This is a genomic window from Bacillus sp. SG20033 (assembly GCF_044570195.1).
In the GTDB taxonomy this organism is placed as follows: Bacteria; Bacillota; Bacilli; order Bacillales; family Bacillaceae; genus Bacillus; species Bacillus subtilis.
In genome coordinates, this window is record NZ_CP172606.1 from 354784 (window position 1) to 370374 (window position 15591).

11 protein-coding genes are annotated in these 15591 nt (G+C 46.8%); 3 read left to right on the plus strand and 8 right to left on the minus strand.

Going from position 1 to position 15591, the window contains the following annotated elements:
• The first annotated feature begins 98 nt into the window (after positions 1–98).
• Positions 99–1334, plus strand: coding sequence for a proline utilization transcriptional regulator PutR (gene putR / locus ACFVP7_RS01910; RefSeq protein WP_003234651.1), 1236 nt, complete (start codon positions 99–101; stop codon positions 1332–1334).
• 36 nt (positions 1335–1370) lie between these two features.
• Here putR and ACFVP7_RS01915 read toward each other — a convergent pair whose 3' ends face one another.
• The 3 genes from ACFVP7_RS01915 to ACFVP7_RS01925 all read right to left on the minus strand — a co-directional run bounded on the left by ACFVP7_RS01915 (position 1371) and on the right by ACFVP7_RS01925 (position 4071).
• Positions 1371–2228, minus strand: coding sequence for a TIGR03943 family putative permease subunit (locus ACFVP7_RS01915; protein WP_003234649.1), 858 nt, complete (start codon positions 2226–2228; stop codon positions 1371–1373).
• Between the two features lie 4 nt (positions 2229–2232).
• Complete coding sequence (locus ACFVP7_RS01920) at positions 2233–3117, minus strand: permease (protein WP_010886400.1); 885 nt, start codon at positions 3115–3117, stop codon at positions 2233–2235.
• A gap of 99 nt (positions 3118–3216) precedes the next feature.
• Positions 3217–4071 carry an alpha/beta fold hydrolase gene (locus tag ACFVP7_RS01925; protein ID WP_042977237.1) on the minus strand — a complete coding sequence of 285 codons (855 nt, stop codon included), beginning with the start codon at positions 4069–4071 and terminating at the stop codon, positions 3217–3219.
• A gap of 160 nt (positions 4072–4231) precedes the next feature.
• On the opposite strand from ACFVP7_RS01925, the gene ffoR reads away from it, so the two are divergent.
• Positions 4232–5242, plus strand: coding sequence for a ferredoxin--NADP(+) reductase (ffoR, locus tag ACFVP7_RS01930; protein ID WP_396582936.1), 1011 nt, complete (start codon positions 4232–4234; stop codon positions 5240–5242).
• Between the two features lie 31 nt (positions 5243–5273).
• Here the strand turns inward: ffoR and cobA are convergent, their stop codons facing one another.
• The 5 genes from cobA to nasB all read right to left on the minus strand — a co-directional run bounded on the left by cobA (position 5274) and on the right by nasB (position 14130).
• Complete coding sequence (cobA, locus tag ACFVP7_RS01935) at positions 5274–6725, minus strand: uroporphyrinogen-III C-methyltransferase (RefSeq protein ID WP_396582937.1); 1452 nt, start codon at positions 6723–6725, stop codon at positions 5274–5276.
• Positions 6726–6785: 60 nt separating this feature from the next.
• Positions 6786–7106, minus strand: coding sequence for a nitrite reductase small subunit NirD (gene nirD, locus ACFVP7_RS01940; protein WP_003246252.1), 321 nt, complete (start codon positions 7104–7106; stop codon positions 6786–6788).
• A 31-nt stretch (positions 7107–7137) separates the two neighbouring features.
• The gene (gene nasD / locus ACFVP7_RS01945) at positions 7138–9555 is read right to left on the minus strand and encodes a nitrite reductase large subunit NirB (protein WP_213419527.1); all 2418 of its coding nucleotides are present in this window, start codon (positions 9553–9555) and stop codon (positions 7138–7140) included.
• Between the two features lie 120 nt (positions 9556–9675).
• A complete protein-coding gene (nasC, locus tag ACFVP7_RS01950) occupies positions 9676–11808 on the minus strand; it encodes an assimilatory nitrate reductase catalytic subunit (RefSeq protein WP_396582938.1) in 2133 nt (710 codons plus the stop codon).
• A gap of 6 nt (positions 11809–11814) precedes the next feature.
• Positions 11815–14130 carry an assimilatory nitrate reductase electron transfer subunit NasB gene (nasB, locus tag ACFVP7_RS01955; RefSeq protein ID WP_396582939.1) on the minus strand — a complete coding sequence of 772 codons (2316 nt, stop codon included), beginning with the start codon at positions 14128–14130 and terminating at the stop codon, positions 11815–11817.
• A 179-nt stretch (positions 14131–14309) separates the two neighbouring features.
• On the opposite strand from nasB, the gene ACFVP7_RS01960 reads away from it, so the two are divergent.
• Entirely contained in the window at positions 14310–15515 is a 1206-nt protein-coding gene (locus ACFVP7_RS01960; protein ID WP_024572172.1) for an MFS transporter, read from the plus strand.
• The last annotated feature ends 76 nt before the right edge of the window (positions 15516–15591 follow it).

Genomic DNA, 15591 nt, shown 5'->3' on the forward strand with positions numbered 1-15591 from the left:
CGGCCATTTTTTTCTTTTGGAAACAAACGTATTTTTTTCTATACAAAAAGACCCCGTATGGATATGATTAAAGTAAAAAAAGTATAGGAGAAAAAGGTATGGAAGAGCTTTTAGAGAGAGTTTTTTCATTTTCAGATGTTGATAAGCTGATTGATTTTATTAGCTATGAACTGCAAAAGCCAGTGATACTGGAAAGCGCGGATTTCTTTTTGTTAGCCTATAATTCTTACTATATTAACCATTTTGATTCTGCCAACCAGCAGACTATTTTTTCGAAAAAGTGTCCGGTCCAGATTTTTGAGAGGTTTCTGAAGGACGGAATTATTGAAAAATTGAAAACAGAGCCTGAGCCTTTTCGCGTCAATAAAATTGAAAGCATTGGGTTAAACCAGAGGGTGGTCGTGAGTGCAAAGCACAAAGGGGAAGTCATGGGCTACATCTGGATTCAGGAGCTGGACCAAAATCTGACGGATGAAGAGCTCGACTTTTTGTACGAGACCTCCTTCCATGTCGGGAAAATCATTTATAAAACGAATAAATTGAAACAGGAAAAGGAAGAAAAAGCAGAGGATCTCATCAAACGGGCGATCTACCAGCAATTTACCTCTGAGAAGGAACTCAGACGGGAAGCTGAAAGGATCAACACCGTGCTGCCTTCCATGTTTTCAGTTGTTATCCTGCACGCCGCAAATGGGGATGGGGAAGCGGTTGAGGATTTAAAGGAAAATATCAGGTCGTACCTGAATTTACGGGATAAGGTCAGTCATGTCTTAACGATCGAATCAAACATTGTCATCGTCGTAGCGAGTTTTTCCCAAAAAAGCTCCGTCTCCTCAGCAGCTTCTGAGTTTATTAACAAGCTGTTAACACATTTTCACTTTCAAAAAATACCTACCCCTATTTATATCGGTATCGGAAACGAATATAATCACCTATTAAAACTTGGCAAGAGCTACACAGAAGCACTCGAAGTCATCAAAGCCGCAGAAATCACCGGCAATCAGGAAAACATTCCATATGAATATGCCAAACTCGGCATTTACCGCTATTTAGAAAGCATCGAACAGAAAAATGAATTTTTAGAATACGAGAATAAAGATTTAGCTTTATTAAAAGCGAAAGACGAAGAAAGCAGCACTGAGCTGCTCAAAACCTTGGAAATCTATCTCCTCAACAACTGCAAAACAAAACCAGCGGCAGAACAGCTGTTTATTCACCAAAATACATTGAATTACCGCATCAAACAGATTACTGAGATGACGTCGATCGATTTAAGCGATTTCAGAACGCGGTGCCAGCTCTATCTCGATTTGATGCTGATGAAAAAGAAATAAAAAAGAAACCAGTACTTGTACTGGTTTCGTCTTCACTTAAAATCCTCTGTAAACATACGGATCATCAGGTTTTTTAATGGTATTCCAGTCAGTTACTTTGACGACAGGGAGAGTTGACTTGAATGGCTGGTAATATTCTGAGGCCAGAGTGCCCTTAATGTGAATCCATTCATCATCCTTGATGTCCATGTCCTTCGGAAATTCCACAAGCATCCCGTACACGCCGGAATCAGCGATACAGTGAATGATGCCAAACCTTAATACGAACAACTGATTTTTGTTAATTGCGTTTCCTTTGTAAGCAAATCCATGGAATTCTATCGTCCGTCCGAGAAATTCACCCGGATAGTTATAGATGGTTTCCATTCCTTTTAGGAAATCGTCATCGGTCAGAGAAATCTCTTTTTTGCTGGAATACTTATTAAACAGCTGTTTCATTTGTTTGTCATAGCTGTCTTGCGCGTAATAAAGGCTGGCATCAGGCCGCAAATACTGTGTTTGGGAGTAGTGATCACCGCTCTCCATCGCCTTAAACGAGAACCCTTTTGTTTTGACTATGGATGAGTCAAGCGTTGCAATTGGGAAGAAGATGCCTGACACCAAAGGAAAAAGAAAAACAACATAAATCAAATAACGCTGATAAAATGGCTTGTTTTGTTCATGGTCATGCTCGTGATCATGGCCGCACCCGCAATCATGGTCATGGTGATGTCCGCTTTTTTCAGGCGACTTGATAAATAGATATGCTTGGACGGCGGTCAGAATGGCCAGCAGGAAGATCGCAATAAAGGAAAGATAGGCATATTTCATATTGATATATTTTGTTAGATTTCCTGAGGCATGCAGATGATAAAAGAAAAACGTAAATCCCATCAGCACCAATAGACGAAACATCCAATCACCCCTTTACCAGTAGTGATCCCGCTAAAACAATCACGACAATGTATGTAATCAGCAGGAAAACAAATCGTTTTTTGAAGGCCGCAAGCATCATCAATAGATTCTTAATATCCACCATTGCGCCAAAGACGAGAAAGGCGATTAACGATCCCAATGAAAATGTGCTGCTGAAGGAAGACGCGATGAACGCATCAACTTCTGAACAAAGCGACAGGACAAACGCCAGACCCATCATCACGAGGGAAGAGGATACATCATTCTGCCCGATCGCAAGCAGAGTGGATGTTTTGACATACGTCTGCATAGCGGCTGCGATAAAGGCGCCGATGATTAAATATTTCCCCACGGAGAAAAATTCATCAATGGCATGCCGCAAGGTCCCGCCCAGTTTTTGGAGCAAGGTGCCGTGATGATGATGGTGGTGCCCGGGTTCATCAGGCTTTAAAAGCTGGTTATCCTTAAATTGATAGGATAAAATGACCCCGATGATCAGCGAAACGGCGAGAGCCAGTCCGCCTCTGTAAAAGACCACGCTCCATCTATTCCCGAACGCAATATAAGTAGAAAATAAAACGATAGGATTAATGATAGGCGCGGTCAGCATGAAAGCAACGCCCGCATGCAGAGGAACTCCCTTTAACAGAAGCCGCCTCGTAATCGGGATGATGCCGCATTCGCAGGCGGGAAATAAAACGCCGGCCAGCGCACCGAATAAAACGGCGAGAAAACGGTTTTTCGGCATGATTCTTGCAATCATTTCTTCAGAAACAAACATTTGAATGATTCCGGAAAGTATGACGCCAATCAGAATAAACGGAATGGCTTCTATTAAAATGCTGATAAAAATAGAATTCAGCTGAAGAAAAGATGATTGTGCTGTCACAATAAAACCTCCGCTCATGTTAAGCTGCCTTTCTTATGATACCAGAAAAAAAGGCACTGCTTGTTTGACGGAGGAAGGGAAAGGATCGTTTCACTTTGGTTAGGATTCCAAAAAACCGAGTAGGATACTGTCTGTTTCTGCAGCTTCTTTTCCGAGCCAAATCAGGTGTCCCCATGAGTGAAGCAAACAGAGAACAGCGCCACGAATGTGCTCTTTTGCATGATGTGCATGTGACAAGTCAACCAATCCATCATAAACACTTTGCATAATCAGCACGGGACATATGATGGCTTGCAGGTCTTTTAAAGAGACAGCGGCGGTTTGTGACAAGTCAATCAGAAATCCTTCACCCGAGCGCTGCCGGCTGTTCATTTTCCGAAATGCTTCTATGTCTTTTTCATTCATCAAGGACTTGATTCGCTGAAACGGAAGCGTGCTGAATTTGGGGCTCATAGCTCGAAACATCAAACGCGGGAAAGCGTTATTCAAGGAAGAAATCAGCTTCCATATCCACTTTTCCACCGGCGGGCGGAAGAGAATTCTCCCCAATTTATATTCAGTGTCTTTTGGGGTGAGCCACTCTTTAGTGACCGCGGATTGCAGGGTCAATGTATTTACTCTTTCCGGATAATGTGAGGCAAAGCATATGCCGCTCGGCCCTCCTGCTGAGATGGCGATCACATGGACACTGTCGATTTGTAAATGATCTAATAATTTCACATAGAAACGGCAGGCATTGGCAAGACTTTTTCCAATTTCTTTTGACGTTCGTCCATAGCCGGGCCTTGAAGGCGTAATGATGGAATACCCTTGCTCAATCAACGCTGTGTATCCGAATTCCTCGTAACAATTTGAATGCCCGCCATGCATGACAAGGATGGGGGCACCCTTTCCAGCCACTGAATATTCTAGTGTATGTCCTTCGAAGGTGATCGTTTCGACTCGTCTTTTCATCTGTTACTCCCATTTGTTTTTTGCCTATTATAGGGTTTTCAACAATTGATCACAAGGAGAAGAAATGAATAAACAAAGGCTCGTGAAATATGATATACTTTGTATTGATATTCATTCTCAATTAAAACTTTGATATAGATGTGAACGGGAGGCAGGACGGATGGCTGAGAATCAAGAGGTATATGACGTTACGATTATAGGCGGGGGGCCGATTGGGCTGTTTACTGCTTTTTACTGCGGGATGCGGGAGCTGAAAACAAAGGTAATCGAATTTTTGCCGAAGCTCGGAGGGAAGGTGTCTTTATTCTTTCCTGAGAAAATCATTCGCGATATCGGCGGCATACCGGGGATTGCGGGAAAGCAGCTGATCGAGCAGCTGAAGGAGCAGGCGGCAACGTTTGATCCTGATATCGTATTGAATCAGCGTGTGACCGGGTTTGAACGCCTGGGTGACGGCACCATTGTACTGACGGGTTCTGAAGGGGAAAAGCACTATACAAGAACTGTAATTTTGGCTTGCGGCATGGGTACGCTTGAGGTCAATGAGTTTGACAGCGAGGATGCGGCCCGATATGCGGGCAAAAATCTTCATTATGGAGTGGAGAAGCTCGATGCGTTTAAAGGGAAACGCGTGGTGATATCAGGCGGCGGAGATACTGCAGTCGACTGGGCTAATGAGCTTGAACCGATTGCGGCGTCTGTGACTGTCGTTCATCGGCGTGAGGAATTCGGCGGAATGGAAAGCAGCGTGACGAAAATGAAGAAATCATCGATGCGGGTGCTTACTCCTTATCGGCTGGAGCAGTTGAACGGAGATGAAGAGCGCATCAAAAGCGTGACCGTTTGTCATACTGAGTCTAGCCAGAGGGAAGACATAGAAATTGATGAGCTGATCATCAATCATGGGTTCAAAATTGATCTCGGGCCGATGAAGGAGTGGGGACTGGAGATTGAAGAAGGCAGGGTGAAAGCTGACAGACATATGCGAACGAATCTTCCGGGCGTGTTTGTGGCGGGCGACGCGGCTTTTTATGAAAGCAAGCTGAGATTAATTGCCGGCGGCTTTACCGAAGGCCCGACAGCAGTCAACACCGCTAAGGCTTATTTGGATCCTAAGGCCGAGAATATGGCGATGTATTCCACCCATCATAAAAAATTGGTACATAAATAAAACAGCCCTTGGGGGAAAGGGCTGTTTGCCATCAGCTGTGAAGGAGTTTTTTTTCCGCTTGTTGATTCTGAATGAAAGCTAGCAATTCATCCTGTTCTTGTACAGCTGTGAATCCATAAGCTTCGGCAGCTGAGTCATCGCCTATACAGACGATAGGGGGCCGGCTTGCTGACGGTTCCGGCAAAATGCCAATTTGTTCGCCACCATTGATCAATTGCTGCACGGACAGCTTGTTCGGGCAAATGACCATGTGCAGCGGGGATTCACTGATGGTACGCTGAATCATGTGGGTGAACCGGTCATCTATGACGTTTTCATGAGTGATATAAAACGAACAGGATTCATGCTTTTGCATGAATTCCACTGCATGGCGGCTCCCGACAACAAGACGTTTCTCTGAATCAGGCTGAATGGCGGTGACAAGAAAGCCCTGTTTTTCAAGCTCCGTCTTTGCTTGCTCAGATGCTGCACTCAGTTTGGCTGTCAGCTGGCGGATGTCGATTTTCTGAGAAGCCAGTGCTCTGAAAAATTCACAAACCGCCCGGCGCGATGTGAAAAAAATGTCTTCAAAGGTGCCAATCTTTCGAAGAATTTCTTCATTGACAGGCATGTTTTCGGTCCGCCATTTCGGCCACTCGATGACATCGGCGCCGGAATCGCGCAGCTTGTCTGCAAGCTGGTCTTCATCTTCGCCATGAGTCACAACCATCAAATGCCGGCCGATGAGCGGTTTGCTTTCAAACCAGCTGTGTGTTTGAAAGTTGACGATGTCTCCAATGACGATAATCGCAGGGTTTGTAATCTGGTGTTCTTGCACTTTTTGCTGAATGTTCTCAAGTGTTCCTTTCACACTCCGCTGGCGGCCCCACGTCCCCCATTGGATGACAATGACAGGGACAGAAGGCGATTTCCCGTATGAAATGAGCTGCTGGCAAATATAAGACAAGTTCTTGACACCCATGTAAAAAACAAGGGTTTGAACGCTTCGGGCCAGCCCTTCCCAGTCAAGGTTCGGCGTGCCTTTTAATGATTTATCATGCGCTGTAATCATGGCAAAAGACGATGCAAAATCCCGATGCGTGACGGGGATGCCCGCATATAGCGGCGCTGCAATTCCAGAGGTGATTCCCGGCACCATTTCATAGCGAATGCCGTGCTCATGAAGAGCATCTGCTTCCTCGCCGACTCTGCCGAATACGCTCGGATCTCCGCCCTTCAAGCGAACGACGGTTAACCCATTTAATGCTTTTTCAACCAGCAGGGCGTTAATTTCTTTTTGTTTCATAAAATGGCGGTCTGGCAGTTTTCCGCAATAAATAAACTGGCAGTCCGGTGATGCAAATTCGAGCAGCTTCGGGTTGGCGAGCCGGTCATATAAAATCACATCTGCTTCCTCGAGCGCCTGTTTTCCTTTGATGGTGAGCAGGCCTGGGTCGCCGGGTCCGGCTCCCACGAAATATACGATTCCGTTCTTCATGATCATGTCATCCTTCCGTCACTGTAAAAAATGAAGGACCACTAGAAAAGTGATCCGGTCTTTTGATCAATATACGAGATAAACATGTTCTCCTTCGATCAGCGTTTCATATGTTTTGACACATCCGTGGTCAGGTTCTTGGACGATTCCGTCTTCTAAGGAAATTTTCCAGTCATGCATCGGGCAGAAAACATATTGACCGCTGACGATGCCTTCTGCCAGGACGCCGCCCTTATGCGGACAGCGGTTTTCGATGGCGCGGATGCTTCCGTCTGAAAGCTTGAAAACCGCGAGCTCCTTATCTTCAATATACACTGTTTTGCCTAATTGTTCAGGCAATTCTTCAATTTTTCCGATACATACTTTTGTTACGTCTTTGTTTACCATGTCCATTCCTCCTCAATGATTGTTTTTGTCATTATGATGTGGTCACGACATTTTCAAATAATTCTTTAGAGGTTTGTTTATCCTCTAAAAAGTCTTTCCACGGATCCTTGTGGACAGAGAGTGTTTCATTCATTCGGTCGTTCAGCTCCTGCCGCTTTTCCGGATCGTTTAACACGGATTGGACATGGGATAAACCGACGCGCTCAAGCCATGCGGACGTACGCTCCAGATAGTTTGCGGTTTCCCTGTAATATTGCAGGTAAGCGCCTGCGTATTCTAAGACTTCTTCATTTGTTTTCACCTTCATCAGCAAATCGCCGGCACGCAAGTGGGTTCCGCCGTTTCCGCCGACATAAAGCTCCCAGCCTCCGTCGATGCCGACAACGCCAAGGTCCTTAATGCCGGATTCCGCACAGTTTCGCGGGCACGCAGACACGGCCATTTTGACTTTGTGCGGCGTGTTTAGCCCTTCGAATTTTTTCTCAAGCGCAATGCCCAGTGCCATGGAGTCTTGTGTGCCGAAGCGGCAGAATTGCTCGCCTACACATGTTTTCACTGTGCGGAGCGTTTTTCCGTACGCGTAGCCCGACGGCATATCAAGATCTTCCCATACCTTCGGAAGGTCTTCTTTTTTCACGCCGATAAGATCAATTCGCTGGCCGCCTGTCATTTTCACGAGCGGGATCTCATATTTGTCAACGACATCGGCGATCTTGCGCAAATCTGTGGAGTTGGTCACGCCGCCGTACATCCGAGGAACGACTGAGTATGTTCCGTCTTTTTGAATATTGGCGTGCATTCGTTCATTAACAAAGCGGGATGTCCGGTCATCCTCGTATTTGGTTGGATTAATCATGCCTAAGTAGTAGTTCAGAGCGGGCCGGCATTTGGAACAGCCTTCTGGCGTTTTCCAGCCGAGCACATTCATGACTTCTCTTGTATGTGACAGCCCTTTGGCTTTGATTTCTTCTACGACTTCATCTCTCGACAATGTGGTGCAGCCGCAAATGGATTCTTTTTGCGCTGACGCATCAAAGTCTGATCCGAGCGTATGCTGGAGGATTTCTTCTACGAGTGGCTTACAGCCTCCGCATGAGCGGGATGCGCCGGTGCATGCTTTGATCTCGTCCGTTGACGAGCAGCCCTTTTTCTGTATGGCTTGAATAATCGCACCTTTTGACACGCCGTTACAGCCGCAAATGATTTCATCGTCGCTCATCGCTGCGGTTATGCTTGTGCCTGCTTGTTGGTCGAGAGGCTGTAAGATTGATATTTTTGAGGTTTCAGAGATATCGGCTTCTTTTTGAATCATAGAAAACAGGCGGTTGCCTTCGCTGCTGTCGCCGAATAAAACAGCACCGACTATTTGATTGCCTCTCAGGACGATTTTTTTATAGATGCCGTCCTGCTCATCGAAGACTTTAATCGCTTTTTTCTCTTCTGATTCGTTAAAGTCACCGGCAGAGAAAACCTCGACGCCTGATACCTTTAACTGTGTGGAGAGAACGGAGCCCTCATACGGTTTTGTTTCGATGCCGCAAATATGCTTCGCCAGCACTTTTGCCTGTTCATAGAGCGGTGCCACAAGCCCGTAGGCGATTCCTCGGTGCTCGGCACATTCGCCGACTGCGTAAATGTGCGGGATTTTAGTCTGCATATAATCGTTGACGATGATGCCGCGGTTAACCGGAATGCCGCTCTCGGCGCCGAGTGTTGTATTCGGACGGATGCCGACAGCCATGACGACTAAATCAGCTTCAATGCTTGTGCCATCTTTGAAGCGAAGGCCTTCGACACGGTCATCACCGACAATTTCTTCTGTTTGCTTTTCAAGTAAAAAGGTCATACCTTGTTTTTCTAACTCGTTTTGCAGCAGGCGTCCTGCCGTTGCATCAAGCTGGCGCTCCATCAGGAATGGGGCAAGGTGGATGACGGACACGTCCATGCCAAGATTCAGCAGTCCGCGAGCTGCTTCCAAACCAAGAAGTCCTCCGCCGATGACGGCAGCTTTTTTATATTGTTTTGACGCGGCGAGCATTGTGTCTGTATCTTTTATGTCCCGGAAAGCTGTGACGCCTTTTTTGTCTGCGCCCGGAATCGGAAGGATAAAAGGGACCGAGCCTGTCGCCAAGATCAATTCATCGTAAGGCTGGATTCTGTCTGCATCTGTGATGACTGTTTTGTTTTCCGTGTCCACTTTGATGACTGTTTCATTTGTATACAATTGAATGTTGTTTTCTTCGTACCAGTCCCAATCGTTTAACGTAATATCTTTAATATCTGTATCGCCTTGAAGCACTTTTGACAAAAGGATTCGGTTGTAATTGGGATGCGGTTCGGCACCGAAAATTGTGATCTGAAAATCGTCTTTAGCAACACTCAGTATCTCTTCAATGGCCCTTACCCCGGCCATTCCATTACCAACAAGAACTAGCTGTTTTTTTCCCATCAGATGATCCGCTCCTTATCAATGTTTTTTCCAGCGTAGCACAGCAAAAAGGAATATTTAAGATACATGTTATAAAATGTAACAAAATATACGAAAAGTTCTAAAAATTTTATGAAAAATTTAAATGGGTCTGATTCGGACGGTACATACCTTAAAACCGGGCATTTTACAGGCTGGATCTAAGGCTTCCCCGATTAAATCATTCACATTTTGAGCGTCTGCCCAATGGATGGGAACAAAAACAGTATCTTTTCTGATTTGTTCTGATAATTTGCTGCGGACGGTGATGCTTCCCCGCGGCGATTCTATTTTTACCAGTACACGGTCCTCGATATTGTAGGTCGCTGCTGTTTGCGGATGGATTTCCATAAACGATTCAAAATGTCTCGCGGCAAGGGCGGCGCTTTTTCTTGTTTGGACGCCTGTTAAGTAGTGAGACATGACTCTGCCTGTCGTTAAATAAAGCGGATAATCGGCTGTCGGCTTCTCTTTTGGAACAGGTGGTTCGTTTGGAATCACACTTAATGCCGCTTTTTGATCCGGATGAGCAAATGATTCTGTAAACAAGCGCCCAGTTCCGGGATGATCAGATTCCGGACACGGCCAATGAATGCCGCCTTCACGTCTGAGCCTGTCGTATGAGATGCCTGAATAATCGGCAATCCCGCCTCGGCTCGCTTCTCTCAATTCATTAAAAATATCCTCCGCTGACGTATAAGAAAAGTAGCGGCCCTTGCCGAGAGCGGATGCGAGATCACAAATGATCTGCCAATCATGCTTTGCTTCGCCGGGGCATGGCCGGCTTGCTTCTCTTAATGTCACGCGTCCTTCTACATTTGTCATGGTGCCTTCATCTTCTAAGTAAGAGGAGGCAGGTAAAATCACATCTGCGTATTTCGCAGTCTCAGAAATAAACAAATCGATTGCAACAAAGAATGTCAGTTTACGTAAAGCCTTTTTCACGAGATTCGCATTTGGGCTGGAGACAGCAGGATTGGAGCACATGAGGAACAATCCTTTGATGTCGCCGTCATTGATTTTTTCCATCATTTCATAGGCTGAGACACCTTTTCGCGGCAGATCATCCTGATGGATTCCCCACACTTTCGCAACATGTGCCCGGTGTTGTTCGTTTTCAATAGATCGATAGCCCGGAAGCTGATCGGCTTTTTGACCATGCTCTCTTGCACCTTGCCCGTTGCCTTGTCCGGTGATCGCCCCGTAACCTGAGTAAGGCTTGCCGATTTTTCCTGTGATCAGCACCATGTTTAAGAAGCCTTTCACAGCCGCTGTTCCATCGGTTTGCTGTTCAATCCCGCGGGCTGTAAACAGCATGCCGGACGTTTCCTTGGCAAACTTTACAGCAGCTTTTCTTATATCCACCAGGGGGACACTCGTCTGTTCGGCGATGTCATTCAGGTCCAACGAGTCAGTATGCTGCTTCAGCTCTTCGAATCCATTTGTTCGTGATTGAATAAAATCTTCGTTTGCGAGCTGTTCGTCGATGATGATTTTGACGAGACCGTTGGCAAGAGCGGCGTCTGTGCCGGGTTTGATTTTCAAATGAAGATCGGCGATTTTCGTTGTCGCTGTTTCACGGGGATCAATGGCAATGATGTAAGCTCCGTTTTCTTTCGCTTTTTCAAAATACGGCATAATCGTAGGCTGACACTCCGCGATATTGGTGCCGGCCAGAATGATCACACGGGTGTGGGGAATGTCTGATAAGGGATTCGTTAAGCCTCTGTCCGCGCCGAATGTTTGGTTGGCTGCGGTTGCTGCGGCGGACATACAAAGCCTCCCGTTGTAGTCGATGTATTTTGTCTGTAAGCCCACCCGTGCGAATTTCCCTAACAAATACGCCTCTTCATTTGTAATCGAGGCGCTTCCGTATACCGCCATAGCGTCATGGCCGTGTTCTGCTTGGATCATTGTCACTTGGTCTTTAATGTAATTCAATGCTTCTTCCCAGGAAACAGGGATAAACTCGCCGTTTTTCTTCAGCAGAGGGTGGGTGATGCGAGAGGAGTTCAGGGCATGCTGGTGAGCATTCATGCCCTTCATGCATAGCCGACCCTGTGTTGTAGGATTATCAATCCCGATCGCAGTGTGCTTTTTGCGCGTGACGATGGTTTGTTCCACGAGCTGCATTTTGCACTGCATGCTGCAAAACGGGCATTGAGTGTCATATGTTTTTTCTGATTGGACGTCTTGCTGTTTATCACGGAAATATCTAAGCAGTCGTTCAGTCAAAATGCCTCATCCTTTCTTATATGCACCCGTCTCAACAGTCGGGTTTTGAATCAGTGACAGATCTGTTTGGAGGCTTTCCAGCAGCTGTGCCCTTAGGTCTTCTTCGAATAGCACTTCTCTGATATGAACGATCCCGAGACGGTCTATCCACTGATGAACAGCTTCTAAGTAATGAGCCGTTTCCCGATAATACTGGATCAGTCCTTTGATCATGCCGGCAGTGCTGTATTCGTTCTCAGTCACGCAAAACAGGGCTCCTGAACGGGCATGAGTTCCCCGGACGCCTCCGATGTAAATGTCCCAGCCAGCTTGTGTCCGAATTGCGCCGACATCTTGCAGGGCGGCATCGGTGCAGTCTGTTTCACATGATAAGCTGATAGAAATGGGAGCGGGTAAGGGAAGCATCTCAAGTTGTCTTTCGATTTGGGCTGCCAGCTGCTGAATCGATCGATTTTGCCCGCATGTACATGCTTTGATGCTTTGCAGCGCGTGTCGGTGTTCATTAGTGTAAACGGGCATCTTCAGGTCTTTTTTTATGTTCGGGAGATCCGCAGGCTTGATCCCGGCAAGCTTCAGCCTTTGGCCGTGAGTCATGGATACGTCGGGAATGCTGTATGCCTCAATGATGTTGGCGATGGTTCTTAACTGCTCCGCGTTTGTCCGCCCGCCGTACATTTGCGGAATCAGGATGCATGTCTCTTCAGTGGCTGGCTCAGGCTGGACAAACCCAGGGTACAGCATTTCCAGATAGTATTGAATCGCAGGAACACAAGTACTGCATCCTTTTTTTGTTTTCCAGTCAAGCTGGTTCATCACTTCTGCCGGATTAGTGAATGGCCTGCGCTGAAGCTCAGCGATGATGTCGTCTTCTGTAAAATCAGTACAGCTGCAAAACGAAGGTGTGCCGGCGGGCTTCGTATATTCGCTGTTGGTCATGTACCTCAAAAGGTCTTCAACGAGCGGTTTGCATCCTCCGCAGGACCCAGTGGCTTTGGTGCAGTGCTTGACTTCCTCAACAGTTGTTAAGCTATTCGTGTGCACCGCGTCTTCAATCGCGCCTTTCGTCACTGTGTTGCATTGGCAAATCGTTTCACTGGAAGGCATGGATTCAAATAAAGGGCCGCTTGTCTCCGGTTCGATGATCTGCTTTTTGACAATGGAGATGTCTCGTTGTTTAAGCAGGCTGTCGAGAAGCCGCTGCTTGTCACGGGTGTCTCCGAATAAAATAACACCGGCCAGTTTGTCATCTACAAAAAGCGCTTTTTTATAAACGCCTGCTTGTTCGTCGTAGATTTTGATGCTCGTCGTGCGTTCATCCTCTTGGATCTTTCCTGCTGACCACACATCGATTCCAGCTATTTTTAAAGCCGCAGATGGTGCTGAGCCTTGATATTCCTCACATGGAACGCCGCAAATATGACTGGCGAGAGCTTTTCCCTGCTCATAAAGCGGTGCCACCAATCCGTACACCGTTCCGTTATGTTCGGCGCATTCACCAACGGCGTAGATATTCGGTTCGCTTGTCTGCATGAAGTCATTCACGATGATCCCGCGGTTCACTTTGATTCCAGCGGATACAGCTAATTCAATATTCGGTCTGACGCCGGCCGCCATCACAATCAAGTCTGCTTTTAATGAAGAGCCATCTTTAAAATGGATTCGGTCTGCCTTGGTGGCGCCGGAAATGGAGACGGTGTCTTTCTCCAGAAGAAAGGTTAGGCCTTTTTGTTCCAGCTCTGTTTGCAGCAGCCGCGCCGCTGTTTGATCGAGCTGTTTTTGCATAATGCCGGCGGAGTGGTGAATGACGCTGACATCCATACCGAGATGCTGTAAACCGACTGCAGCTTCCAGTCCTAATAAGCCGGCTCCGATTACCGCAGCCTTTTGAAAGCGCTGAGCCATCTTCATCAGCGCTTGGCAGTCTTCTATTGTCCGAAATCCATAGACACCTTTTTTGTCTGCCCCGGGGATAGGGAGAATATGAGGGGAGGAGCCTGTTGCCACAATGAATTTGTCATAAGACAGGATGCGCTTGCGATCCGTTATGACCTGCTGCTGATCTGTATCAATCTGAATAACCGTTTCGCCTGTGTAAAGCGTGATCCCGTGCTTGTCGTACCAATCCTTGCTGTTCAGTGTAATATCATCGAGTGACGCTTCACCCTGCAATACAGAGGATAAGAGAATGCGATTGTAATTGGGATGCGGCTCGCTTCCGAAAATGACAATCTCAAACATGTGGCGATTCAGCTTTAATACTTCTTCAATACAGCGGATTCCGGCCATGCCGTTTCCCGCTAACACCAATCTTTGTTTCTTCATGTATCAGACCTCCTTTGGCGAAGCTCGTAAGTTTTCTCCTATTAAAAATTATGTCACAATGCACTGTTAACGCATTAAACGTGTCACAAAAACTTACACATGTCTTTTCCAGAAAATAATGGTCCTATATCCTTGATTCAGAAAATGTAAAATAATGAGGGTCTAGAAAGGGGAATCTTATGAAGCTGTCGGAACTGAAAACTAGCGGTCATCCACTCACGTTGCTCTGTTCCTTTTTATACTTTGATGTCAGTTTTATGATATGGGTTATGCTTGGGGCGCTGGGTGTTTATATTTCTCAGGATTTTGGCCTGTCTCCTTTTGAGAAAGGGCTTGTCGTAGCTGTGCCGATTTTATCTGGATCAGTGTTTCGTATCATTCTTGGTATTTTAACGGACAGAATCGGACCGAAAAAAACGGCAGTGATCGGGATGCTGGTGACGATGATTCCGCTGCTTTGGGGGACATTCGGCGGCCGTTCCCTGACTGAGCTGTATGCCATCGGGATTCTGCTTGGCGTGGCGGGGGCAAGCTTTGCTGTAGCGCTGCCTATGGCCAGCCGATGGTATCCGCCTCATTTGCAGGGGCTTGCGATGGGGATTGCCGGAGCGGGGAACAGCGGCACGTTGTTTGCAACCCTGTTTGGCCCTCGTCTGGCAGAGCAGTTCGGCTGGCACATTGTCATGGGACTTGCGCTTATTCCATTATTGATCGTCTTTATTCTTTTTGTATCCATGGCAAAGGATTCTCCTGCACAGCCGTCTCCCCAGCCGCTCAAAAGCTATCTGCATGTGTTCGGGCAAAAGGAAACATGGTTTTTCTGCCTGCTGTACAGCGTCACATTTGGCGGATTTGTCGGGCTCTCAAGCTTTTTATCTATTTTCTTTGTTGATCAATACCAGCTGTCAAAAATTCATGCGGGCGACTTCGTTACATTATGTGTGGCGGCGGGGAGCTTTTTCCGGCCTGTCGGGGGCTTGATTTCGGATCGTGTCGGCGGCACGAAAGTTCTTTCTGTACTGTTTGTCATCGTGGCACTGTGTATGGCCGGAGTCAGCAGCCTGCCATCTCTCTCAATGGTTATTGTTCTATTGTTTGTCGGAATGATGGGGCTCGGAATGGGAAACGGCGCAGTATTCCAGCTCGTGCCGCAGCGTTTTCGCAAAGAAATTGGCATGGTGACGGGAATTGTCGGTGCGGCCGGAGGAATCGGTGGGTTTTTCCTGCCGAACATCTTAGGATCTCTCAAACAGATGACAGGCACATATGCTATCGGTTTTATCACGTTTTCCTGTATCGCGCTGCTGGCGTTTGCACTTGTGCTTGCCGCAGGCTATTACTGGCGGAAAAGCTGGAGCGCGGAAAGCAGCCCGGCGGATGTGTAGGGTTTTGACGGACACGCGTTTGTGCGTGTCTTTTTTATTTTCTCTTGATTTTCAACAGTGAACCGATCAAAATAAA